Raw genomic sequence first — 23,184 nt, 5'->3', positions numbered from 1 at the left:
TAAACTGCCTTACTGTGCTGCCGCTTCACGAAGATATTGGGTATTGATATAGGGTGCATAACTTGCTTTCACATCGGATTGTTTTAACTCCCCGATATTGACCAGAAATTTTGCAATATCATCACTGGCTTTCGCCAAACCAGAACCAGTATCGTTGGCTTTGCTGCCTAAATACTTTTCAGTGGCTTGCTCTTTTAAAGGTATATATTGAATACCCGCCAATGTGGTCTCAACCTGCTCATAGGGTAAATTGAGGTATTTAGAGATTTTCTCAGCTGCTTGTTTCGGGTCTTTCTGATATTCATCGACTTGTTCTTGATAGGTCTTCAAGAACTGCACCACCAATGCTGGATATTTTTCTGCAAACTCCTTACGCACCGCAAAGTTGTTATAGACCAAAATACCCTGTTCATTGAGCTGTGTGGTTTGGAAAATAGAATGCCCACCTTGTTTTTCAAGCTGTTGGGTAAAAGGCCCCCAAACATAAGCAGCATCGATATCACCACGCGTCCAAGCAGAAACAATTTCGGCAGGTTTGAGTGGTAATAATTTCACTTGCGATTTATCCACTTTTTCCAAAGCCAACAATTGCTCTAAGGCATATTGCGCTGTGGAGTTGGCAGGAAAGGCTACTTTTTTACCCAGCAAATCATGCACATTCTGAATATTTGACTTTACCGTTAAACGCTCGGCACTACCGACCAGCCCCTCTAAACCAATAACTTCAATCGGTAAACCTCGGCTAATGGCCGCAATCGCAGGATTCGAACCAAAGCGTGCAATATCAATTTCATTGGCTGCAAAATAGTTCAGTACATCAGCACCGGAAGCGAATTCGACCCATTTTATTTTGGTACCCAAAGCTTTTTCAAAATCACCATCTGCTTTGCCTAGAACCCAGACACGAGGCCCCCCGCCCCATGCCAAACGAACTTCTTTAGGTTTGTCGGCAGATACCGTTGTATTTTCTTGTTGTGATTGTTGCTGAGTCGAATCGCTACACCCCGCTGTGCCAAGCACACTGACCAAACCGATTGATAAAAACAAACTACTCAAACCGAACTTTATGTTGACACGCATACCGATACCCTTTTGCTATATGGCTGATATTATTAAAAGTTCATTATTAAAAAAAATAATAAAAATTGATTTTTATATATAAAAAAAGAAATAATTTATCTGCTAAGTGAATGACTTTATCTTTTTAAAATATAAATAAAAAATACTGTTAGCTCGCAGCAAAGTCTGCCCAAGACAATTTCAGCATAGCTTAATGTCATCACTACTTCGTCATGCCAAAGGTCTATTGTTGCCATAGCACTGAATTGACTAATGAAATCACTTAAAACGTAAACACAGCAATTTTTTTGCGCTATACTCATGCCACATCGCTTCAGGGCGGGGTGTAATTCCCCACCGGTGGTCATTCAATGTTCATCTGCATCATGCACTTTCATGCTGCACAAACAATGATCAGCCCACGAGCGACCTAAGCACTGTTCAAATGATGCGTATATGTGGTACATGCACTAATGATTTGCACAGACACGAAGGTTGCAGATTTGGTGAAACTCCAAAGCCGACGGTTAAAGTCCGGATGAAAGAAGACGACGTTAAATGCCTGTATTACACATGTTTTGTGTAAAGGCAGGTATGATTACGAGCCGATTTCACATTGTCCTGAAATGTTCCTCTTATTATCTGATTAGGCGAGCGTTTCAAATGTCTACTGTACTACACACTCCTACCAATCTTTTCTCTGATCTCGCTCCTGCTGAGCAACGGATCCAACAAGCACTGATTGATCTTCGTCAAGGTAAACCGATTATCGTCATGGACGATTTCGACCGTGAAAATGAAGCAGATCTCATCATTGCCGCTGAAACACTAGACGTTCCCACCATGGCACGCATGATCCGTGATGGTTCAGGTATTGTCTGTCTATGTCTCACTGAACAAGTGGCTGACCAACTCGCCCTGTACCCCATGGTACAAGACAATAGCAGCCAATTTAAAACCGCTTTTACCATTACCATTGAAGCTGCCAAAGGTGTCACAACTGGGGTTTCTGCCCAAGATCGCTATACCACCATTCATGCAGCAATTGCCGATGGTGCTGTTGCCAGCGATCTCAACCGTCCGGGTCATGTATTTCCACTACGTGCACGTGATGGTGGCGTGTTAAGCCGTCGTGGTCATACGGAAGCCAGTGTTGACCTTTCCCGTATGGCGGGCTTAAAACCAGCTGGTGTGCTGTGCGAACTCACCAATCCAGATGGCACCATGTCTGCCGGTCAAGAGGTATTAGATTATGCCGTTCAGCATCAATTGACCTTGATTAATATCGAAGAAATTGTGCAATACCGTATAACACATCAGCTATAAGCCATTCGCTATAGTAGCAAAAAGCTCCCGTCGGGAGCTTTTTGGCATTTAAGACGATACACTTTAAATCTGTTAATGATTTGGAGATGGCGGATTTGGAGATGGCGGATTCGGCCATGCCGCATCGCTGCCCACATTATTGACCACATAAGCAATCAGCAACAAAGTCAGCGCACCGGTCAAAACGGGAAATAATAAAAAATCCCAACCATAGTCGACTTGTGATGCTGTCATTAAAATCAATAAAGGATTGGCACCTGCAGGCGGATGCACACAATGCAACAGTTGCATAGCCACGATAGAAAGCCCCACAGCCAAGGCAATACACCAAGCATCACTGCCGAAAAGCTTGAGCAGGCATAAGCCAATAAAGGTTGTGAGCAAATGCCCGAGCAACACATTGCGTGGTTGCGCCAAAGGCGATTGTGAAACCGCAAACAGTAATACACAACTGGCACCAAATGGCGCCATGATCCAAATATGTTGTGACCATTTACCCAGCAATAACAAAATCAAAATACTACAACTCCCCCCCAGTAAGGCTCGCAATAAAGCAGCGCGGCTTAAGGGCTTCGCTCCAACGGGCTTGGCAGCAATGGCTTGAAATAATGTACGCATAACAAACTCCACGACAAGGTCTAATTGCTGCCACTCAATATCAGTCTTAAATAAAACAATAATGCCAACACCACATTACGGCTCATGCCTGCAACTGGACAGATCTGTACAGATTTAACTGTGCTAAGATAGTACAGATCTGTACAGATGACAAGTATGTGAATTCAATCATGCAAAAATCTACTGAAAAAATCTTAAGCACAGCCGAGCAGTTGTTTAATCAGCACAGCTTTTCATCGGTTGGTGTCGATCTCATACGCGATCAATCGGGCTGCTCTAAAACAACGCTGTACAAACATTTTAAAAATAAACATTACTTGATTCAGACCGTGCTTAAACAACGTCATCAACGTTGGCAAGCGGCTATATTAGCCAGCATCGCAGGACAACATGGCTTGGCCGCACTAAAAGCGCTCTATGACTGGCATATCTCTTGGTTTCAACAAGCAGATTTTAAAGGTTGTTTATTTGTGCGTGCAGTCGCCGAATCTATGCCCCAAGATCGAGAAATTACTGCGATTGCGCAAGCGCATAAGCAATGGATACAACAACAAATTATATTATATTGCCAGCAGTTAGGCGCCGATCTAAACGTCGCGCAATGCTATTATCTGTTATTAGAAGGCATGATTAATGAGGCGCTGATGAATGGAATTTCGCCCCAGGTCGCCACACAGCAATGGCAAATGTTGGAATATCTGTTACAAGCGAAATCGACATCCTAAGCAAGCCCATATCATATAAAGTGAAAAATCTGAGCAAAGCTCAAATCATCTCCCTCTAACATCAGGCTGGCGCTGTGATATCAAAATTGAGATTAAAATAAAGCACTGGCAACGCCATAACCCGCCACCAAGAACAGCACGAGACCACAGCAAATTAAAATATGATGGTAATAACGAGAATTCGCCAAACGCTGAAAGACGAAGTAAATCACGCTTAAAATACTAAAGTCTAAAACAATCCAAGTCACCGTAATCAGACTTAAACTACTATTGATGTCTGGGAGGACACGTATAAATTGCGGAAAAAAAGAGGCAAAAAAGATAATGTCTTTGGGATTGGAAATTGCCACCAAAAAGCCTTGTTTGAAGCCACCAATGTTTTGTGCACGGATACTTTGCGGTGCAATGGCATTATAGCGGTGCTCCAAGCCCTCAATCAAAATTTGTATACCAATAAAGGCAATATAAGCACTTCCCAACAACTGGATAATACTCAGCCATTGTGCATTGATATTCAACAGCCCTTTAATTACCAAAATAGATAGAAAAATCAAAAGCAAAGAAGCTAAATTGGTTCCAACAATGGTACGAAATGCTTTGGGGTATCCACCACGCATACCCGCGCTGGCAACCAACATTATCACAGGTCCTGGGGTAAGCAAAAAAATCATTACCGCAGCAATGAACAGCAAATACGCTATCCAATCCATGTATTTACTCCATTCAAGCGATGTTTCTTTATCTGATCCATGTCTATGTTGCCTCGATCCATTGCTTCATCAATCTACTGTGTCTTTATCCATTCAATATGGCTGAGCATGCTAGCATTTATACATCGCAGAATATGTGTACAGCTTGTCACAATATACAGTTTTATGCCAACAAATTGATAGTCTCTCCTGCTATCAGCTCGGCATTAAAATACAGTAAAAATGCCATGTTGTTCATGATTATTTTTAAAAAGTATTGCATCAATCCTGCTGAGCATGCGCAGGTCCAACAGTGTGCTTTAAAAACTAAAAACATGCACATGCCATTGCGGCTTAAAACATAAATTTTCAAGCTAAATCTTAAACTTAGACTCAAATTTCAAAAACCGTAGCGAGTGCTCTAGCACAGTTTAAACTATATCATCACAAGTCTGTTGCGACGGTGTTAAATGCTGACGCATAGCATCTGCACGTAGCCAAGCAAAATCATAACTGGCATTCGCCAAGGCAATGACCCGACGCTCAAACTCATCCCACAAGGCTTTGACTTGTTTACGATCCAAGCCCAAACCGCTATCAACCGTTGCTTCACGGCGTTTTTCACAATATTTTAATGCCAAATAAAACTTGCGACCGACACTAGCAGTCTCCAAACAGCGGATTCGCTTATTTTCTAAAAAGACTTCAACCAAGGGCAACTGCGCCAAAGGCAACATAGGGACTAAAATTTGATCCAGCTGGGCATCTAAGCGTTTCCAAACAGCATAACGTTGTGCTGCATCATAGCCATTCCATTGAATGACTTCGTGGTTAAAACGTCGACAACCACGACACACAGCGTCTCCAAATACTGTGGAGCAACGCCCTGCACAAGGGGTTAATGTGGCAATACGCCGCGAATGAGTCAATTTATTCACCTCTAAAACCCATATTTTAATTATGGAATTCTCGCTTATTTTGAAAATTCACGTTAAAATATGCGCCATAAATTTTTTACCGTTCTTATCTTAAACTATTTTGGAGTTTTCCATGAACGCTACTGTAGAACAGCTTGCACCTGTAGAACAGCAAGCGACCGAGCTTTGGGTTGTTGCAGCACTCTATCAATTTAAAGAAGTCACAGATCCTGCTGATCTTCAACAACGCCTTTTAGATCTCGTTCAAACCATCAAGCTTTGTGGAACGCTTATTGTTGCAGGTGAGGGTATTAACGGTACAGTGGCTGGCGATCGCCATGCCATCGATACGGTTCATCAATTTCTTCTCGATGAAGGCTTTAATGACATGGAATATAAAGAATCTCAAAGCCATGATAAGCCTTTTCGTAAGATGAAAATCAAACTTAAAAAAGAAATTGTTACCCTAGGTGTTGAGGTTAAACCACGCGATCTCGTAGGTCATTACCTCGACCCTAAACAGTGGAACGAATTGATCCAACAAGATGATGTGATCCTCATCGACACCCGTAATGATTATGAATATAAAGCGGGAACTTTTAAAGGTGCGATTGATCCAAAAACTGAAACTTTCCGCGAATTCCCTGAATACGTTCAGAAAAATCTTGCGAATAACAAAGACAAGAAAATCGCGATGTTCTGTACTGGCGGTATCCGTTGTGAAAAATCTACCTCTTTACTCTTACAAGAAGGCTTTAAAGAAGTTTATCACCTCAAAGGTGGGGTACTGAAGTATCTCGAAGAAACACCTGCCGAAGAAAGCCTATGGGAAGGTGAATGCTTTGTCTTTGATGGTCGTACCGCCGTCACCCATGGTGTAGAAGAAGGTGTTAACGTTAAATGTCATGCGTGTGGCTGGCCACTCACACCTGCTGAAGTTGCGCAACCCAGTTATGAACATGGCGTGTCCTGTGTTTATTGCATCGATAAAACCACAGAAAAACAAAAACAAGGCTTCCGTATGCGTCAATCGCAAATTGCAGCAGCTAAGAAAAAACGTCTGTAATGTAAAAATTCTCTGATCATGTAGACAGGCATGATCAGAGCTCGCCACTCACAGCACAGCACAATGCCCGACCAATGTTCGGGCATTGTGAATCACCTTAACACCAACAATGCCGATCAAACACACAACAGCACCAGTCCAGCTCAATACGCAGTACAGTATATCGCTCAACTGTATCGATCAAAGCGATTTACCACTGTATTCACTGTATTCACTGTATTCACTGTATTCACTGTATTCACTGTATTCACTGTATTCACTGTATTCACTGTATTCAGCAAATGTACCGATCGACTGTATCCAGTCAATTGCTCTCTAATCTACTGACAGGTTGGCTAAATCCTTGGCTGCTCGCAATCTTGTCAAGCACACTAAAAATCGTCATGATGCAGATGCAGCAACATCACTCTGCTGTACCCCGTACCCCCTTTCCTGCTTTGAAAACGAGACCTTGACTATGCAAGCAGATTTTTGGTTACAACGTTGGCAAAACAATAATATTGGCTTTCATTTAACGCAACCTAATCCACTATTATGTGAACATCTCCCACAGCTTAAACTCAGTCGCAATGCCCGTATTGTTATGCCACTGTGTGGAAAAAGTGTTGATATCGACTACTTACTACAACAAGGCTATCGCGTTGCAGCCATTGAATTATGTGAAATAGCAATAGCTGCACTCCAACAACGTCTGGGGTTAAACTTTACATATCGGGAACAAAACGGTATAGGACATTATCATCATCCACAAATTGATCTCTATGTGGGTGATATTTTTCAACTCACAGCCGCACAGCTGGGTGCTGTCGACGCGGTTTATGATCGTGCGGCAATCATTGCATTGCCCTTTGAGATGCGCCAAAACTATAGTCAACATCTTTTACAGCTAAGCCAAGTCGCACCACAACTGCTGATTAGTCTTGAATATCCACAGCAAGATTTTGCAGGACCACCGTTTTCAGTCACAGCCAGTGAGTTGGCACAACACTATGCACAGCACTACACGCTCAACGTAATCAAAGATCAAAGTACTGAACGCTTATTTGGCAGCCATCCTGGTCGTGAAAAAGCTTGGTTACTTCAACCCTTAGCGCAGCCTAAAAAGCTTTAGTACAGCCTAGAATAGACAAACACCCTCTATAAGGTGCTGATTTTATAAATTAAAAATCTATTTATACAAACAAAAACCCCCATCACCAGATGAGGGTTTATTTAAACAAACAATAGTCACTGTAATTGATGCTTAGTGTTCTGGCGTATGATACATCAAGTACAGTTCATTTAAGTTATCTGGAATTTCTTCAGCAAGTTCATCCATTAATTGACCATTACGTCTAAAAGATTCCATTTGAGGATCTTCTTCATCGATACCGCTAAAGACCATAATCGGTAAGGTTAAATCAACCAACTGTTCCTCATATTCGGGGCTAAACCAAGCTTCTTCATTCAGGAACATTGCATCAACAAAACCAACACACCAATCACCGAGGCTGGATTCGACAGATGCCTCTTCAATTTCAAAAGGCATGCTAATGCCATCTTCATTGGCTAGACTCTGGCGAATATCTTCAAGCCAAAGTTTAATCTGCTGAATGATGGTCTGATCTACTTTGCTTTGGTTGCCCTCAAACAGTTCGTCTAACCAACGATCAAATTTTGGTCCCACTGCAATGGCACTTAAAAAGCCGTGAGTTGCGGCAAAATCTAGACCATATTCATTGTGGTCGCCGTCTAGGTATTCGCTTAAAAGGTCTAAATCTAAGGCACTCATGCTTATTCCAATGTGTTTAATCTACATAACCAGCAGCATAACATTTTAGCTGCGTATACCCAATGTGATTTTAATCTTCGTCAAAATCGTCATCATCTTCATCAAAATCATATTCAAAGTCTTTGAGTTCACGGTCTAAACGACGTTGCGCCAACAAATCATCGATTAAACGGCGTTTCTCTAAGGACTCTTTGGCACTAATTTTACTAGATACTTCATCGAAACCAGCGTCGTCATCGCCGAAATTATCATCTAGTTCAAAGTCTGTGGAAGACACTCGCACTACCTCGTTATAAATTAAAATTAATTCGCTCTAGGCGCTATTTATCTGTGTTCATTTTAGTTGTCAAGCTTTATTTTCTTTTTTCACCAATTGACTGATTCTAGGCTTTTGTTTTCACTCAAAAGTATGGCATTATCACTACCGAGTCAATTTTCTATAAAATCATTCAAGAAAAATACAGCTAGACTTGAAATCTTCGTATCAAACCCAATATTGAAAACAATTGTTTAAACAAAAAATATTTGATTGAAAGCCATGTCTTAAATCAAATCTGATATTTTTTTAAGGATTGTGCTAATATGCACGGTTTTTCACCGCCACAGATTCAATAAAGAGTAAGCAAAGATGAGCGATATGCATTCCCCTACTTCTCAGGTAGCGGCTCTGATTAGCCGAGGCAAAGAACAAGGTTACTTAACCTACGCTGAGGTTAACGATCATCTTCCAGACTCCATCACTGAAAGCGAACAGATTGAAGACATTATTCAAATGCTTCAAGACGTTGGTATTCCTGTTCATGAACGCGCGCCAGAATCTGACGATGCAATGTTTGAGGACAATGCTGAAACAGCTGATGAAGTCGCCGAAGAAGAAGCTGCTGCGGTATTGGCCTCTGTTGAAAACGAACCAGGTCGTACCACAGACCCAGTTCGCATGTATATGCGTGAAATGGGTACTGTTGAACTGCTCACGCGTGAAGGCGAAATTAGCATCGCTAAGCGGATCGAGGAAGGTATTCGTGATGTACTCAATGCAATCGCTTACTGGCCGAATGCTGTTGAGGTGGTTCTGAATGAATATAATGATTATGTCAATGGCGAACGCCGTTTGGCCGATATTTTATCTGGTTATTTAGACCCAGAAAACAACGATGTCATTCCAGAAGTGATTGACGATGAAGCAGAGTTAGAAAACAAAGCAGCCAGTAGCAAGGCAGCCAGCAAGAAAGACGTCAAATTAGACGATGACGAAGAAGAGGAAGAAGAGGAAGCCGAAACTGATGATGATTCAGAAGCGGATTCTGGTCCCGATCCTGAAGTCGCTAAAATGCGTTTTGATGAACTAACTGCTGCATGGCAAAATACCAAAACAGCAATTGCCGCACATGGTCGTAATAGCCCTGAAGCGCAAACAGCAATGGAAGGTTTAGCGACCATCTTTATGATGTTCAAATTTACTCCCCGTTTATTTGACCTGATTGCAGAGATGATTCGTGGTACCCATGAGCAAATCCGTCGTTCTGAACGTGAAGTCATGCGTTATGCGGTACGTCGTGGTCGTATGGACCGTACACAATTCCGAACCACCTTCCCTGGTCAAGAATCTAACCCAGCATGGCTGGATGAACAAATTGCCAAAACACCTGCTGAAACGCAAAGTTACCTGCAAAAGGTTCGTCCAGATATTTTGGCTTTCCAACAAAATATTGCTGACATTGAAAAAGAACTTAATCTAAGCGTTAAAGATATCAAAGACATTTCCAAACGGATGGCCATTGGTGAAGCCAAAGCTCGCCGTGCCAAGAAAGAAATGATCGAAGCCAACTTACGTTTGGTGATTTCTATTGCGAAAAAATATACCAACCGTGGTCTACAATTCTTGGATCTAATCCAAGAAGGCAACATTGGCTTGATGAAAGCGGTTGATAAATTTGAATACCGCCGCGGATATAAGTTCTCAACCTATGCAACGTGGTGGATTCGTCAAGCGATTACACGTTCGATTGCCGACCAAGCGCGTACCATTCGTATTCCAGTACACATGATTGAAACTATTAACAAAATCAACCGTGTGTCACGTCAGCTTTTACAGGAAATGGGTCGTGAACCAACTCCTGAAGAGTTAGGTGAGCGTTTGGAAATGGATGAGATCAAAGTCCGTAAAGTGCTAAAAATCGCCAAAGAGCCTATTTCCATGGAAACACCGATTGGTGATGATGAAGATTCGCACTTGGGTGATTTCATTGAGGACAGCAACATTACCTCACCCGTTGATGCTGCAACCTCAGAAGGTCTCAAAGAAGCAACACGTGAAGTTCTAGAAAACTTGACTGAACGTGAAGCCAAAGTATTGAAAATGCGTTTTGGTATTGATATGCCAACAGACCATACCTTGGAAGAAGTCGGTAAGCAGTTTGATGTGACACGTGAACGTATTCGTCAGATTGAAGCCAAAGCCTTGCGTAAACTACGTCACCCTTCTCGCTCTGAGCATCTACGCTCATTCCTTGAAAATGACTAAGTAACCACAGCGCTTGCTCCACTTCAAAACGCCTGCCCTATGCAGGCGTTTTTAACACTTACCTACACAAGCTACAGATAGTGTCACAATGAATCGGTTAAACTGTTTTTGAATAAATCAGTTTAACCGATTCATTACACGGATAAGACCAGCAAATTTTGTCAAGCTTCTATAAAATTAAGCTTCTATAAAACAACTTTGAGGTAATTTATGACTGAAGATCGCACCCCCTCTCGTGAACTCCGTGAAGATCTCTGGGTCTTCCCGATGGACTACCCAATCAAACTGATTGGTGATGCAGGTGATGATTTGCGCCTCGCTGTACTTGAGATTTTAACCAAACATTTTCCTGAATTTGATGAAAACAGCTTGAAAGTGCAACCATCACGTACAGGAAAATACCACTCCCTTACCGCACAGCTCCGTTTTGATGAACTGGAACAGGTCCATGCACTCTATGCTGATCTGGCCAAATGCCCACATATCAAAACTGCACTTTAATTACTGCAATTACAGCCTCAACATCTCTCTCTGGGCAACAGTTGTTTTATGCTCTGTTTTCATTTATTTACGACTGTTGCAGCAGACATGATTTCGATCACACGAGGCTGCTAATCCTTGCATCTATATTCGATCTTGGCAAGACCTTTAACCCACCCTTCCCGCTTACAGTAACCCCATGCTGGTCTTGGCTTTATTTTCCCAAGATTTACCCAAGCGACAACTTTAAGCAATGCTTTGCATTATAATGCTGACAGAGCAAATGCTTTGATACTGCACCATAGGGGACTCAATCAATATGCAACCGTGTACTGGCCAAGCGCAACTTCATATCCGCCGTTACCAACACCCGACTGACTATGCTGAACGCTTCACTGAAATGAAGCAGTACACCGAGCAACGCGATGCCGATAGCCCTGATCAAATTTGGTTATTACAACACCACGATGTACTCACCCAAGGTCAAGCCGGTAAGCCTGAACATATTATTGTGCCATCCGACATTCCTGTTGTACAAAGTGACCGTGGTGGTCAAGTGACTTGGCATGGACCAGGACAACTGGTGATCTACTTTATGCTCGATTTAAACCGATTGGGCTGGAATGTGCGAGGCTTGGTCAGCTTTGCTGAACAACTGATGATTGATCTTGCCGCCAAATACCATATTCAAGCCTATGCCAAAAAAGATGCACCTGGGGTTTATGTCAATGAAGCCAAAATTGGCTCTTTGGGTTTTAAGATTCGCCGTGGGCGCAGCTATCACGGTCTGGCCCTAAACATTGACTGTGATTTACGTGGTTTTCATACCATCAACCCTTGTGGTTATCAAGGTTTGGAAATGGTGCGCTTTTGTGATCTATGCAGTGATTACCCACATTTTGAGCAACTTTGTGATGATGCGATTGCTTATTTCCAGCAGCATCCACAATTTACTGAATGCCGAGTCACAAATGTATAAAAGACTTTATTTTTAATGCAAAACAAATTAGAGTAAAAACTCTAGAATAATCAATAACGATTGTAAGGAATATGCATGTGATGTCTACTCCAGTGGTTAAACCCTCACTTGAATTGGCTTATGTCAAACTCATGATGGATGTAATAGGCAGAGGGCTTGCAATGGCGAGCCAAGTCGATGCTGAAATTCAAAAAGAATTGGCAGGCTTTGCTGTCGGTTTTCGCTTCGCGATGAAAGTGTTCCCCAACGGTCCAGCCTTTGTCGCAGAAGTGACTGAAAATCACCAGCTTAAACTGCTCAAAAATTTTGAGCAAAAGCCAGATTTAAGTATAGTCTTCAAACATTTACATCATGCTTTTTTGGTGTTTTCTTTTCAAGAAGGTACGGCACAAGCCTTCGCCAATGACCGTATGGTCGCAGATGGCGATGTCAGTAGTGCCATTCGTTTAGTACGCTGCCTAAATCGTATGGAAGCGCTCATTTTACCCAAAGTGATTGCACAACTTGCTGTCAAAGAATATCCACAACAACTTTCGCTTAAACAAAAACTCGCCCAGGCCAGTCAGATTTATTTAAAAGTTGCTCAGTCTTATTTCAAAGGAAGTGTTTAAATCATGACCAAGTCATATTATGAATTTTTCTGCCCAGTTAAGATTATTGCAGGTCATGCTGCCTTAGAACATATTCCATTTGAATTGGCAACCTTAGGTGCAAAACGCGCCATGCTGATTACCGATAAAGGCGTGCGCAGCAATCAATTACTTGCCCCCATTGAAGCCGCTTTTGCTGCCTCTGACATCGAAATTGCCTATATTTTTGATGATGTGCCGCCAGATTCTAGCTTAGAAACCGTACGTGCTGCAGCAGATCATTATCGGGAACACCAATGTGATGCCATCATCGCTGTTGGCGGTGGGTCAGTCATCGACACCTCCAAAGCCACCAATATTTTGGTGAGCGAAGGCGGCGATGATTTACTGCGTTATTCTGGATCACACAACTTACCCAAGCCTTTGAAGCCCTTATTTGTCATTCCGACCACGTCGGGCACTGGTTCAGAAGTCACCATGGTTGCAGTGGTATCAGACAATCAGAAAAATGTAAAATTACCTTTTGCCTCATACTATCTGATGCCCAATGCGGCAATCTTAGATCCGCGCATGACTCAGACCTTGCCACCGCATCTCACCGCCATGACTGCGATGGATGCGCTGACCCATAGTATTGAATCTTATACCGGATTAGCTGCCAATCCGATGAGTGATGCTTATGCGACAGCGGCAATCGAAAAAATTGCCAACAACTTATTTAAAGTGCTGGACAATCCCAAAGATAGCGATGGGCGCTTAGCACTGGCACAGGCATCAACCATGGCAGGCATCGCCTTTTCAAATTCTATGGTTGCTTTAGTACACTCTCTTGGGCATGCGCTTGGTGCTGTTGCACACTTACCACATGGTTTGTGCATGAACTTATTTTTACCTTATGTGTTGGAATATAACAAAGCAGTACGCCAAGAACGTTTAGCCAATTTGTTGCTCCCACTGGCTGGACCTGATATCTATGCGCAAACCCCAGCAGATGCCCGTGCCGATAAATTTATTGAAATGATCTTGGCGATTCGCGATCAGCTATACCATCTGACCAAGCTGCCAAGAACACTCAGTGAAACGGGTAAAGTCAATCAAACCCAGCTCGATGAAATCGCCGAAAAAGCATTAAATGATGGTTCTATTATTTATAATCCCAAAGAAACACGACTGGAGGATCTAAAATTAATCTTAGAAAAGGCTTGGTAAATTAAATTAGATCATTCATTATAAGACCTATCGAAAGCCTGATGCCAATAACGCATCGGGCTTTTATATTGCGCTATAGATCTGCATTGCAGCCAAGGAATTCACATAATTTCTGCTAAAAAATTTAAAATTGGCTAGTAATGACCCGCAAATTAGAGTAGATTGGCGCACTTTTGTTTTATACCGTAGGGGGGATCGTTCGTCTCAAACGATCCTACATAAATATGACTGATCCTTGATCAAAGAATATGAGGATTCCGCCGTTGAACATGAATTCTGGGACTCAATCGGCAGCTAAACTGCAAAAAAATCTTGTGCTCTGGCATATTATTATTATTGGTTTAGCCTATATTCAACCTATGACTGTGTTTGATACTTTTGGTTTAGTATCACAATATAGTAATCAACACGTTCCAACATCTTATATTTTCGCACTCGCCGCAATCCTTTTAACGTCAATCAGTTATGGTCACATGATTCGACGCTATCCATCTGCGGGTTCGGCTTATACTTATGCTCAAAAATCGATACACCCCAATGTCGGATTTATGGTGGGCTGGTCATCGTGGTTAGATTATTTACTTTCACCACTGGTCAATATCATCCTCGCCGATATTTATTTAAGAGCGTTATATCCAGAAGTTAATAACTGGATCTGGATCGTTGGTCTGACCTTAATTATGACCATCGTGAATTTATTTGGTGCTCGTTTTGTCGCCCGTTTAAACAGTATTATCGTCTTTACCCAAGTTGCAGTGATTATCTACTTTAGCTATAAAGTCTATTTATTCCTCAGCCAAGGATTAAATGCCGATGGCACCATTAACGCAGCGCAATATCAGCTCTGGAGTCTAGCGCCATTCTGGAATGAGATGACCTCTGTCGGGGCACTGATTACTGGTGCAACGATTTTATGTTTCTCTTTTACCGGTTTTGATGCCTTATCATCACTCGCAGAAGAAACCAAAGATAGCCAGAAAGTCTTGCCGCGTGCGATTTTCTTAACCGCACTGATTGCTGGGGTTATCTTTATTATTAGCACCTATTTCATGCAGATTTACTTCTCTGGTGATCCAGCGACTTACTTTAGTAAAATTGATGAAACACAGCCTGATATCATGAAAGCCATTGGTGGTATTGCATTCCAGACCATCATTCTATACTTCGCGATTGTGACGGTCATGGCATCTGGAATCTCAGCCCATGCTGGGGTGTCACGCTTGATGTATGTGATGGGGCGTGACGGCGTGATTAACCGTAAAATTTTTGGTCATATTAGCCCAAAACTATTTACCCCAACCTATAACATCCTGATCGTTGGTGCTGTTGCATTAACAGCAGGTTTGCTCGACTTTGAGCATATTGCTAACCTGATTAGCTTTGGTGCATTGACAGCGTTTAGCTTTGTCAATTTCTCAGTGATTTCGCGTTATGCACTACGTGATGGTCGTAATAAGAGCCCGATGGACATCATTAACTATATCGTGATTCCTTTGCTTGGTTTTGCCAGCGTGTTCTTGATGTGGCTTGAAATCGATGAGACTGCCTTAAAGATTGGTCTCATCTGGGCAACCTTGGGGGTGGGTTATCTGGCCTATAAAACACGAGGTTTCCGTTACCCTGCTCCACAGCATAATGAACATGAATAAACCCATGCTCATAGGGCAATAAAAAAACAGGCGCTTTGAGCGCCTGTTTTTTTATGCTGCACCCTTGCAGCTTAAATCAAGGCTTTAAAATCTTGTTGTCGCCAAGCTTCATATAAAATCACTGCGGTGGCATTAGAAAGATTCAAACTACGAGAGTGTTCAGCCATGGGTAAACAAATCCAATGTGCTGCAGGAAAACGTAAACGTACTGCTTCGGGCAAACCACGCGTCTCAGGTCCCATCAATAAAGCAACAGGGCGATTTAACTGACTTTGATGTGGTGGCGTCGCTGTCCCCTTAGTGGTTAAAGGATAAATTGCATTATTATCTACCCCTTGCTCTGCCAAGTACGCCAGACAGTCATCAAGCTGTTCCCAGATTTGCATTCGCGCCCATTCATGATAGTCCAGACCTGCACGTTTCAGTTTTTTGTCCTCTAACTCAAAGCCCAAGGGCTTGATGAGATGTAATTGTGCCCCCGTATTGGCACAAAGCCGAATGATATTACCCGTATTACTTGGAATTTCAGGCTCGTATAAAACAATATGGATCACAATTTTTCTCAACTTACAGACAGATGAAGCCTAAAACACCTTGCCATCACACGCGCACCGTACTGAAGCGGTCGTGATTTGCAATTAAGCTTAGGCTATTTTAGCAACCACGTGGTTGCCATTGCAGTTTTTCATGTAGACGTACCACTTCACCAATAATGGTTAAGGTTGGTGCTTGTATTTGATGTTCAGCAACTTTTTCTACAATGTTATGCAGATTACCAATCACTACTTTTTGCTCTGGCGTGGTGCCTTTAGAGATCAAAGCCACAGGCATATCTGCACGTTGCCCATGTGCGATCAACTGCTGGCAAATTTTTTCTAAACCCACCAAGCCCATATACAGCACCAAGGTTTGATGCTCATAGACCAGCTCATGCCAAGGTAGTTCGGGCGATCCAGCTTTTAAATGTCCAGTCAGAAAACGTACACTTTGGGCATAATCGCGATGCGTTAAAGGAATACCCGCATAGGCAGCACAACCAGATGCCGCAGTGATACCCGGTACAACCTGAAAGCGTACCCCCGCAGCAAAGAGTTCTTCAATTTCTTCGCCACCACGCCCAAAGATAAAGGGGTCCCCGCCTTTGAGGCGACAGACTCTTTTTCCAGCCTGAGCATAGTGAACCAGTAGATCGTTAATACTTTCTTGTGGTAGCGTATGATTGGCGCGCGCCTTGCCCACATAAATTTTTTCTGCATCACGGCGACACAAATCTAAAATCGGGTCCGACACCAAGCGATCATAAATCACCACATCGGCTTGCTGCATAAGGCGTAGAGCTTTGATGGTCAAAAGTTCGGGATCACCGGGACCCGCCCCAACCAAATAAACTTCACCTTGTGGCTGTTGCCAAGCAGCCAAAGCCTGTTGCATGGTCTGTTCAGCAGCCTGTAGATTGTCATGTAGCAGCAACTCTGGCAGTACGCCAGCATAGAGCTCTTCCCAAAAAATACGACGTTGCTCCGGCGCTGCAATGGCTTGTTTCACCCGCGCACGCCATTGACCTGAAAACTGTGCTAATTTCCCCATCGCGTGAGGAATAATTGTTTCGATTTTGGTGCGAATTTGCCGAGATAATACCGGCGAGCTGCCATTACTGGCAATAGAAATCACCAAGGGGGAACGGTCGACAATGGCTGGAACCATAAAACGACAATGTGGCGGATCATCCACGCTATTGACCAATATCTTGTGTTGCTCGCACACGTGAAACACCTGTTGGTTTACATGTGCTTGATTGGTCGCCGCAATCACCAAACGATAGTCTTTTAGCACCGCATCTGTATGCTGATATGTCGCAAAATCAGTTGCCCAATATCGACCTGCTGTTGCATGAACAATCGCCTCTAAGTCAGCTTCTATGCTTGGCGCAACAACATCAATGATGGCACCCGCACGTTGTAACAGCTGGGCTTTACGATAAGCAATACGACCACCGCCGACCAACAAACAGCGTTGTTGTTGCAGTTTTAAAGAAATGGGAAAGATATCCACGCTGTGTTTCGACCTAATCAGACATGCTAGAAAACAGTATAAAAGCTAAAACCGCTATGCTTTAAGTGCTTAAAGCATAGCGCTGCAAAATGACAAATTAGTCAATAAAGCTTGCACCACCCAAATATGGGCGCAGTACTTCAGGGACTTCGATTGATCCATCCGCACGTTGGTAATTTTCCATCACCGCCAATAAGGTACGTCCTACCGCTAAACCTGAGCCATTCAGCGTATGTACAAATTCCGTTTTCTTTTGATCCACGCGATAACGCGCCTTCATACGACGTGCTTGGAAGTCGCCCATATTTGAGCAAGAAGAAATCTCACGATAGGTATTTTGACTTGGCACCCACACTTCTAAGTCATAGGTCTTAATGGCAGAGAAGCCCATATCGCCACCACACAACACGATCTTACGATAAGGCAGCCCAAGTGCTTGTAAAATCGCTTCAGCATGCCCTACCAACTCTTCTAACGCTTGCATAGAGTGTTCTGGTTTAACGATCTGTACCATTTCAACTTTTTCAAATTGATGCTGACGAATCAAACCACGTGTATCACGACCATAGGAACCGGCTTCACTTCTAAAACACGGCGTATGTGCCGTATATTTGAGTGGTAAACGATCGGCATCAATGATTTCATCACGTACAAAGTTAGTCACGGGGACTTCTGCTGTTGGAATGAGATAGTATTCTTTCTCACCCTGCAACTTAAAGAGATCTTCTTCAAATTTAGGCAGTTGACCTGTGCCACGCAAAGAGTCCGCATTGACCAAATACGGCACATAGGCTTCGGTATAACCATGCTTTAAGCTATGCGTATCTAACATAAACTGCGTTAAAGCACGTTGTAAACGTGCCAAAGGTCCTTTGAGTACGCTAAACCGTGAACCGGTCAATTTACTCGCAGTATCAAACTCTAAGCCACCCATCCACTCACCGAGATCGGTATGGTCTTTGATTGCAAAATCGAACTGTCTTGGTGTTCCCCATGTCAACACTTCGACATTATCATTTTCATCTTTACCCGCAGGTACAGACTCGTCTGGTAGATTGGGAATACTTAAAGATAAGGCTTCAATTTCTGCTTGTAATTGATTTAATTCTGCTTCAATGGCTTTAATTTCATCACCAATCGCCCCCATGCGCGCCATCAGTTCAGATGCATCACCACCAGATTTTTTAATTTGACCAACTTGTTTAGCGCCCGCATTACGCTCTGCCTGTAAAGCTTCAGTTTTAAACTGAATATCTTTACGGCGTGCTTCTAAAGCTGCCCATTGTTCGACATCAAGTTGAACACCACGTTTTGCCAAGGCTAAATTGACAGCCTCAATATTATTTCTGAGTAACTTTGGATCAATCATAATCAAGCTATTTCGATATTAAAACTCGCTATAGTGTAAGCGCTTCACCATAAAAAATACAGTGATCTGCATTGCGCCTACACCAGCACATCGTCTAGAGACTATTTTTCAACCACAGCTGTCGATGCGCTCACTGCACTGGCTGCTGTTGGCGATTCTGCTGCAGCACTGATCAATTGCTCATCACTTAAATATGTCGGTAATGTCGGTAAATACTGCTTCTTCATCAAAGCTTGTGCTTGACTATAGGGCAAGGTTAATTCACTCATCCCTTCAGCATAAGATGCCAACTCATATAATGGATAAACAAAAACGATGCCATTGGCGCCATAGTAAAAATTATCACTGAGTTCAAGTTTTTCCGGACTAATCTGATGCGCTTGCAACCAGATGCTATTGGCATCGTACAATTGTTTTAACAATTGCTGGCTACGCCCTGGCAGAATAATGTCATCCAAACTTAAGCGCTGCTGACTGCTTAAATCAAAATTTACATACTCTTGATGAGACATTCCATGTGCCGCACCTGCGCCATAGAGATAGGTTTGAATCACAAAGGTTGCCAATTTTTGATTTTGCCCAACATAACGCACCCACATCCGACTTTGGCTTAACGCAGCCGATGCTTTCTGCTGTCCTGTTTTTACTGTATTGGCTTCAGTAAAGGCATCGGGCAAATCTTTATGAAAACGTTGTTTAAAGTAGTCATTCAGCCACGGCAGATTGGTTTTTACCGTTTGTAAATCATAGAGGGTACACCCATCTTCATCGCAAAATTGTGCTTTGGCATCTGCTATTTTTTCATTTTGACTTTGAATCAACTGTACATCTTGCGACTGGGTAGCCTGTTGTTGATTCACTTGCGTTTCGGGTTTTTCCTGACATGCCCCCAGCATCAGCGTTGCCACACAAAGACTAAGAACCCAAGGAGCGGACCGTTTCATTCGTTGTATCATCTCTTTTACCTGAGTGCTTTCAATTGATCTTGTTCACTATACAAAGCTCAATACCCAATTAAAACATCAATATGTATCTGATAACCCTATAGAACGCGCTAAAATTAAACATCCAACCCTGACAACGCTCAAGAAGTGGTTTTGCCCTGTCTATCCGCTGACACCGTTTTGCTCAATAATAAAAAAGCAACCCGTAGGTTGCTGCAATAAGTTAAGCAATTGTGCTATTGATCAATTACATCTGTGCCTTTAGGCGGCGTAAAGTCAAATACACTGCTGGCAATACTGGGGTTCAGTTTGACTTGGCTAAAACGAATATAAGTCGTTTGACCTAAGGAGTCTTGTAAAATCATTAAACTGGGTGATTTATTGGCAAAGCTAATGGTCAAGCTCTGGAAAGCACCTTCTTTATTACGTGGCAGTAACGTGTAATACAATTTCGATTGATCTGGCTGTGTCACACGATAAGCTTGCATAATCTGACTGGTATTGCCAGACAATAGCAATGCTGGGGTATTGGAGACCTGCTCATCCAAACTCTGACGGACTGCTTGTTGTAAGTCTGGATCATAAATCCATACTGTTTTACCAGAGGTCACAATGGTTTGTTTCGATGGGCTATGGGTTTGCCAATAGAACTTTCCGGGGCGTTCAACTTTCATCTCTCCCTTAAAAGTTTGATTCATATGTTGTGCCGATAAACCTTTGTTGCCTTGTACTACTTTGGGATTGGTAATCTTGGTTGTTTGTTCAAACTGAGCCGTTAAACTTTTAATGCCACTCAATTGTTGCACCAAACTTTGCGTGGCTTGTTGCTCCGATGCCGCTGTGGCAGCAAAGGCTGTCGTTGCAACCACAGGTGCCAACACAGCACCACTCATCATCAGCACAGCGAACATAGTTTGAAGTTTTTTCATGATGGATCACCTTAAATATTAAAAAATATCGCCCTAACCTCTGCGACACATCCGTAAGCTTAAAAGTAATATAACGGCTAATCATTGAGAAAATAAGCAGATTTGTCTTGTTATAGCTAAATTATGTTGTCATTGCTCCATTATCATGGCACATCTTGCATTTTTTTGCTCACGAAACACACAACTTAAGCGCCCCACACTGTAAAGCCTTCATCCATGCGGCTTTGCAACGCAAATAGCCATAAAAAAAACCCACACAAAATTGGTGGGTTTTTCTGAGACAGTCTAAACTTATGCAGTTTCTACAGTCACATAGCGACGGCCAAACTGACCCTTCACTTCAAATTTCACAACGCCATCAGCCGTTGCAAATAAAGTATGGTCACGGCCCATACCTACGTTTGCACCAGCATGGAATTCTGTACCGCGTTGACGAACAATGATGTTACCTGCAGTAACAGCTTGACCGCCATAGATTTTAACGCCTAGCATTTTTGGGTTTGAATCACGACCGTTACGTGTCGAACCACCGGCTTTCTTGTGAGCCATGTCTCTTACTCCTCGTGATTAACCTGAAATACCAGTAATTTTCAACTCGGTAAACCATTGACGGTGACCTTGTTGTTTACGGTAGTGCTTACGACGACGCATTTTGATAATGCGGATTTTGTCGTGACGACCATGGCTAACCACTTCTGCAGTTACTTTCGCGCCAGCTACAACTGGAGCACCGATTTGAACGTTGTCACCGTTTACAAGCATCAATACATCATCAAATGTAATGGTTGAACCGGTTTCAGCTTTCAATAATTCAACTTTAAGGGTTTCACCCTCTACTACACGGTGCTGTTTACCACCGCTTTGGATTACTGCGTACATAATGTACTCCAACTTGCCCGTGTCGTCGTGCCAGTAAAGGAAGATACTGATCTTAAAACGTACGCCACTGGGGTTATACAAGGGCAAGGATTTTAAGGGATAATTGCTCAAAGGACAAGCTTTTTCCATCAAATCCCTTGTAATAACACCCGTACATTTCACAGTTATAATTTTTTTCGTATATTTTACAGCGAACTGATCAAATAAACAGCATTGCGAAATAGATATTTTTATTTAAGGCGCTACTATATAGCCCGATTATGCGGTGATTATGCCAATACGCAGTTGCCTATTTGCATCGACTTGTTTATTTTTCTATCATTTTATATTTACTTTTCGCGTATATCCATCACTACTTTCATATTGCAAAGAACGGTTGATCTAGCCTGAGCTGACCGACTGATTCAATAAGAGGATGCTCTACACATGGCCATCGATTTTCAGCAAGATATTCTTGCGCCTGTTGCTACAGACTTTACGGAGATGGACAAACTCATCAATGAGGGGATCAATTCTAAAGTTGCCTTGGTGATGGCCGTGAGCAAACATGTGGTCGAGGCAGGCGGTAAACGCATGCGTCCCATCATGTGTTTATTGGCTGCACGTGCTTGCGGTTTAGCAGACATGCAACAAGCGCAAAAATTAGCAGCCATTATTGAGATGCTACATACAGCAACTTTGGTTCATGATGATGTGGTTGATGAGTCTGGCTTACGCCGTGGCAAGCCTACTGCCAATGCCACCTGGAATAACCAGACCGCGGTTTTGGTCGGTGACTTTCTCATATCACGTGCCTTTGATCTATTGGTTGATCTCAATAGCATGACGTTATTGAAAGACTTTTCTACCGGTACCTGTGAAATTGCGGAAGGTGAAGTCCTGCAACTGCAAGCGCAGCATCAACCCGATACCAGTGAAGCCACTTATCTAGATATTATTCATGGCAAAACCTCACGGTTATTTGAGTTAGCCACTGAAGGTGCTGCAATTTTGGCAGGTCAGGAACAATATCGCCTGCCACTTCGTCAGTTTGCAGGACACTTTGGTAATGCATTTCAAATTATTGATGATATTTTAGATTACACCTCGAATGCCGAAACATTAGGTAAAAATATTGGTGATGATTTAATGGAAGGCAAACCCACTTTACCTTTAATCTCAGCATTACAACTTACGCAAGGTAGTCAGCATGACATCATTCGCCGTAGCATTGCCACTGGTGGTGTGAGTGAACTCAATCAGGTGATTGACATTGTGCAAAACTCAGGTGCTCTTGACTATTGTCGTCAACGCGCACATGAAGAAACCCACCTAGCTTTAAATGCCTTAGAACAACTACCTTTTAGTCAGTATCGAGAATCATTAAAACAACTTGCGCAAATGGCGCTACACCGTATTCAATAAAGGCT

At 42.7% G+C, this 23,184-nt stretch carries 24 protein-coding genes and 1 riboswitch; of the genes, 11 read left to right on the top strand and 13 right to left on the bottom strand.

Annotated features, from left to right (window positions below; all coding sequences use genetic code 11):
• Positions 1-9: 9 nt before the first annotated feature.
• Positions 10-1,080, bottom strand: coding sequence for a taurine ABC transporter substrate-binding protein (locus BFG52_RS04270; RefSeq protein WP_067553010.1), 1,071 nt, complete (start codon positions 1,078-1,080; stop codon positions 10-12).
• A 306-nt stretch (positions 1,081-1,386) separates the two neighbouring features.
• Positions 1,387-1,613, top strand: a riboswitch (FMN riboswitch).
• Between the two features lie 109 nt (positions 1,614-1,722).
• Here BFG52_RS04270 and ribB point away from each other — a divergent pair.
• Complete coding sequence (gene ribB, locus BFG52_RS04265) at positions 1,723-2,385, top strand: 3,4-dihydroxy-2-butanone-4-phosphate synthase (protein WP_067553008.1); 663 nt, start codon at positions 1,723-1,725, stop codon at positions 2,383-2,385.
• A gap of 72 nt (positions 2,386-2,457) precedes the next feature.
• Here the strand turns inward: ribB and BFG52_RS04260 are convergent, their stop codons facing one another.
• On the bottom strand, positions 2,458-3,003 hold the full coding sequence (locus tag BFG52_RS04260) for an HPP family protein (protein WP_067553006.1): 546 nt from the start codon (positions 3,001-3,003) through the stop codon (positions 2,458-2,460).
• Between the two features lie 170 nt (positions 3,004-3,173).
• Here BFG52_RS04260 and BFG52_RS04255 point away from each other — a divergent pair, with 170 nt between their 5' ends.
• Positions 3,174-3,728 carry a TetR/AcrR family transcriptional regulator gene (locus BFG52_RS04255; protein ID WP_067553004.1) on the top strand — a complete coding sequence of 185 codons (555 nt, stop codon included), beginning with the start codon at positions 3,174-3,176 and terminating at the stop codon, positions 3,726-3,728.
• A gap of 92 nt (positions 3,729-3,820) precedes the next feature.
• Here BFG52_RS04255 and BFG52_RS04250 read toward each other — a convergent pair whose 3' ends face one another.
• Together BFG52_RS04250 and BFG52_RS04240 are read right to left on the bottom strand one after the other, a co-directional pair.
• Complete coding sequence (locus BFG52_RS04250; protein ID WP_067553002.1) at positions 3,821-4,438, bottom strand: LysE family translocator; 618 nt, start codon at positions 4,436-4,438, stop codon at positions 3,821-3,823.
• Between the two features lie 410 nt (positions 4,439-4,848).
• Positions 4,849-5,346 (bottom strand): DUF1289 domain-containing protein, encoded by a 498-nt coding sequence (locus tag BFG52_RS04240; RefSeq protein WP_067559124.1) that lies wholly within the window; start codon positions 5,344-5,346, stop codon positions 4,849-4,851.
• A 121-nt stretch (positions 5,347-5,467) separates the two neighbouring features.
• Here BFG52_RS04240 and trhO point away from each other — a divergent pair, with 121 nt between their 5' ends.
• Both trhO and tmpT read left to right on the top strand, forming a co-directional pair.
• The gene (gene trhO, locus BFG52_RS04235) at positions 5,468-6,400 is read left to right on the top strand and encodes an oxygen-dependent tRNA uridine(34) hydroxylase TrhO (RefSeq protein WP_067552998.1); all 933 of its coding nucleotides are present in this window, start codon (positions 5,468-5,470) and stop codon (positions 6,398-6,400) included.
• Positions 6,401-6,857: 457 nt separating this feature from the next.
• On the top strand, positions 6,858-7,511 hold the full coding sequence (gene tmpT / locus BFG52_RS04230; RefSeq protein ID WP_067552996.1) for a thiopurine S-methyltransferase: 654 nt from the start codon (positions 6,858-6,860) through the stop codon (positions 7,509-7,511).
• Between the two features lie 132 nt (positions 7,512-7,643).
• Here the strand turns inward: tmpT and BFG52_RS04225 are convergent, their stop codons facing one another.
• Positions 7,644-8,171 (bottom strand): YecA/YgfB family protein, encoded by a 528-nt coding sequence (locus BFG52_RS04225; RefSeq protein ID WP_067552994.1) that lies wholly within the window; start codon positions 8,169-8,171, stop codon positions 7,644-7,646.
• 70 nt (positions 8,172-8,241) lie between these two features.
• On the bottom strand, positions 8,242-8,448 hold the full coding sequence (locus tag BFG52_RS04220) for a PA3496 family putative envelope integrity protein (RefSeq protein WP_067552992.1): 207 nt from the start codon (positions 8,446-8,448) through the stop codon (positions 8,242-8,244).
• A gap of 351 nt (positions 8,449-8,799) precedes the next feature.
• Between BFG52_RS04220 and rpoD the strand changes: the two genes are divergently transcribed.
• The 6 genes from rpoD (at position 8,800) to BFG52_RS04190 (ending at position 15,602) form a co-directional block, all read left to right on the top strand.
• Positions 8,800-10,695, top strand: coding sequence for an RNA polymerase sigma factor RpoD (gene rpoD, locus BFG52_RS04215; protein ID WP_067552990.1), 1,896 nt, complete (start codon positions 8,800-8,802; stop codon positions 10,693-10,695).
• A gap of 210 nt (positions 10,696-10,905) precedes the next feature.
• On the top strand, positions 10,906-11,196 hold the full coding sequence (locus BFG52_RS04210) for a YbeD family protein (RefSeq protein WP_067552988.1): 291 nt from the start codon (positions 10,906-10,908) through the stop codon (positions 11,194-11,196).
• A 298-nt stretch (positions 11,197-11,494) separates the two neighbouring features.
• The gene (gene lipB, locus BFG52_RS04205) at positions 11,495-12,154 is read left to right on the top strand and encodes a lipoyl(octanoyl) transferase LipB (protein ID WP_067552986.1); all 660 of its coding nucleotides are present in this window, start codon (positions 11,495-11,497) and stop codon (positions 12,152-12,154) included.
• An 80-nt stretch (positions 12,155-12,234) separates the two neighbouring features.
• Entirely contained in the window at positions 12,235-12,765 is a 531-nt protein-coding gene (locus BFG52_RS04200) for a hypothetical protein (protein WP_407639241.1), read from the top strand.
• Between the two features lie 3 nt (positions 12,766-12,768).
• A complete protein-coding gene (locus tag BFG52_RS04195) occupies positions 12,769-13,953 on the top strand; it encodes an iron-containing alcohol dehydrogenase (RefSeq protein ID WP_067552984.1) in 1,185 nt (394 codons plus the stop codon).
• 248 nt (positions 13,954-14,201) lie between these two features.
• Positions 14,202-15,602 (top strand): APC family permease, encoded by a 1,401-nt coding sequence (locus BFG52_RS04190; protein ID WP_067552982.1) that lies wholly within the window; start codon positions 14,202-14,204, stop codon positions 15,600-15,602.
• A 71-nt stretch (positions 15,603-15,673) separates the two neighbouring features.
• Here BFG52_RS04190 and BFG52_RS04185 read toward each other — a convergent pair whose 3' ends face one another.
• The 7 genes from BFG52_RS04185 to rplU all read right to left on the bottom strand — a co-directional run bounded on the left by BFG52_RS04185 (position 15,674) and on the right by rplU (position 21,775).
• Positions 15,674-16,156, bottom strand: a complete 483-nt coding sequence (locus BFG52_RS04185; RefSeq protein ID WP_067552980.1) for a tRNA (cytidine(34)-2'-O)-methyltransferase — start codon at positions 16,154-16,156, stop codon at positions 15,674-15,676.
• A gap of 100 nt (positions 16,157-16,256) precedes the next feature.
• A complete protein-coding gene (gene cysG, locus BFG52_RS04180) occupies positions 16,257-17,654 on the bottom strand; it encodes a siroheme synthase CysG (RefSeq protein ID WP_067552978.1) in 1,398 nt (465 codons plus the stop codon).
• A 97-nt stretch (positions 17,655-17,751) separates the two neighbouring features.
• The gene (gene serS, locus BFG52_RS04175) at positions 17,752-19,023 is read right to left on the bottom strand and encodes a serine--tRNA ligase (RefSeq protein ID WP_067552976.1); all 1,272 of its coding nucleotides are present in this window, start codon (positions 19,021-19,023) and stop codon (positions 17,752-17,754) included.
• Between the two features lie 101 nt (positions 19,024-19,124).
• Positions 19,125-19,967, bottom strand: coding sequence for an RsiV family protein (locus BFG52_RS04170; protein ID WP_081408615.1), 843 nt, complete (start codon positions 19,965-19,967; stop codon positions 19,125-19,127).
• A gap of 236 nt (positions 19,968-20,203) precedes the next feature.
• Entirely contained in the window at positions 20,204-20,896 is a 693-nt protein-coding gene (lolA, locus tag BFG52_RS04165; RefSeq protein ID WP_067552973.1) for an outer membrane lipoprotein chaperone LolA, read from the bottom strand.
• A 291-nt stretch (positions 20,897-21,187) separates the two neighbouring features.
• On the bottom strand, positions 21,188-21,445 hold the full coding sequence (rpmA, locus tag BFG52_RS04160; RefSeq protein WP_067552971.1) for a 50S ribosomal protein L27: 258 nt from the start codon (positions 21,443-21,445) through the stop codon (positions 21,188-21,190).
• An 18-nt stretch (positions 21,446-21,463) separates the two neighbouring features.
• Positions 21,464-21,775, bottom strand: coding sequence for a 50S ribosomal protein L21 (rplU, locus tag BFG52_RS04155; RefSeq protein ID WP_067552970.1), 312 nt, complete (start codon positions 21,773-21,775; stop codon positions 21,464-21,466).
• Positions 21,776-22,201: 426 nt separating this feature from the next.
• Between rplU and sdsA the strand changes: the two genes are divergently transcribed.
• Complete coding sequence (gene sdsA, locus BFG52_RS04150; protein ID WP_067552968.1) at positions 22,202-23,179, top strand: All-trans-nonaprenyl-diphosphate synthase; 978 nt, start codon at positions 22,202-22,204, stop codon at positions 23,177-23,179.
• Positions 23,180-23,184: the final 5 nt, after the last annotated feature.

The sequence above is a fragment of the Acinetobacter larvae genome (assembly GCF_001704115.1).
Taxonomy (GTDB): Bacteria; Pseudomonadota; Gammaproteobacteria; order Pseudomonadales; family Moraxellaceae; genus Acinetobacter; species Acinetobacter larvae.
Note: the sequence above shows the minus strand (reverse complement) of the source record. Positions and strands in the feature narration are given on the sequence as shown.

Bases quoted from the DNA above. Each gene is read 5' to 3' on its own strand.
- BFG52_RS04270 (WP_067553010.1), bottom strand. From the start codon at position 1,080: ATGCGTGTCAACATAAAGTTCGGTTTGAGTAGTTTGTTTTTATCAATC.
- ribB (WP_067553008.1), top strand. From the start codon at position 1,723: ATGTCTACTGTACTACACACTCCTACCAATCTTTTCTCTGATCTCGCT.
- BFG52_RS04260 (WP_067553006.1), bottom strand. From the start codon at position 3,003: ATGCGTACATTATTTCAAGCCATTGCTGCCAAGCCCGTTGGAGCGAAG.
- BFG52_RS04255 (WP_067553004.1), top strand. From the start codon at position 3,174: ATGCAAAAATCTACTGAAAAAATCTTAAGCACAGCCGAGCAGTTGTTT.
- BFG52_RS04250 (WP_067553002.1), bottom strand. From the start codon at position 4,438: ATGGATTGGATAGCGTATTTGCTGTTCATTGCTGCGGTAATGATTTTT.
- trhO (WP_067552998.1), top strand. From the start codon at position 5,468: ATGAACGCTACTGTAGAACAGCTTGCACCTGTAGAACAGCAAGCGACC.
- tmpT (WP_067552996.1), top strand. From the start codon at position 6,858: ATGCAAGCAGATTTTTGGTTACAACGTTGGCAAAACAATAATATTGGC.
- BFG52_RS04225 (WP_067552994.1), bottom strand. From the start codon at position 8,171: ATGAGTGCCTTAGATTTAGACCTTTTAAGCGAATACCTAGACGGCGAC.
- rpoD (WP_067552990.1), top strand. From the start codon at position 8,800: ATGAGCGATATGCATTCCCCTACTTCTCAGGTAGCGGCTCTGATTAGC.
- BFG52_RS04210 (WP_067552988.1), top strand. From the start codon at position 10,906: ATGACTGAAGATCGCACCCCCTCTCGTGAACTCCGTGAAGATCTCTGG.
- lipB (WP_067552986.1), top strand. From the start codon at position 11,495: ATGCAACCGTGTACTGGCCAAGCGCAACTTCATATCCGCCGTTACCAA.
- BFG52_RS04200 (WP_407639241.1), top strand. From the start codon at position 12,235: ATGTCTACTCCAGTGGTTAAACCCTCACTTGAATTGGCTTATGTCAAA.
- BFG52_RS04195 (WP_067552984.1), top strand. From the start codon at position 12,769: ATGACCAAGTCATATTATGAATTTTTCTGCCCAGTTAAGATTATTGCA.
- BFG52_RS04190 (WP_067552982.1), top strand. From the start codon at position 14,202: ATGAGGATTCCGCCGTTGAACATGAATTCTGGGACTCAATCGGCAGCT.
- serS (WP_067552976.1), bottom strand. From the start codon at position 19,023: ATGATTGATCCAAAGTTACTCAGAAATAATATTGAGGCTGTCAATTTA.
- BFG52_RS04170 (WP_081408615.1), bottom strand. From the start codon at position 19,967: ATGAAACGGTCCGCTCCTTGGGTTCTTAGTCTTTGTGTGGCAACGCTG.
- lolA (WP_067552973.1), bottom strand. From the start codon at position 20,896: ATGAAAAAACTTCAAACTATGTTCGCTGTGCTGATGATGAGTGGTGCT.
- rpmA (WP_067552971.1), bottom strand. From the start codon at position 21,445: ATGGCTCACAAGAAAGCCGGTGGTTCGACACGTAACGGTCGTGATTCA.
- rplU (WP_067552970.1), bottom strand. From the start codon at position 21,775: ATGTACGCAGTAATCCAAAGCGGTGGTAAACAGCACCGTGTAGTAGAG.
- sdsA (WP_067552968.1), top strand. From the start codon at position 22,202: ATGGCCATCGATTTTCAGCAAGATATTCTTGCGCCTGTTGCTACAGAC.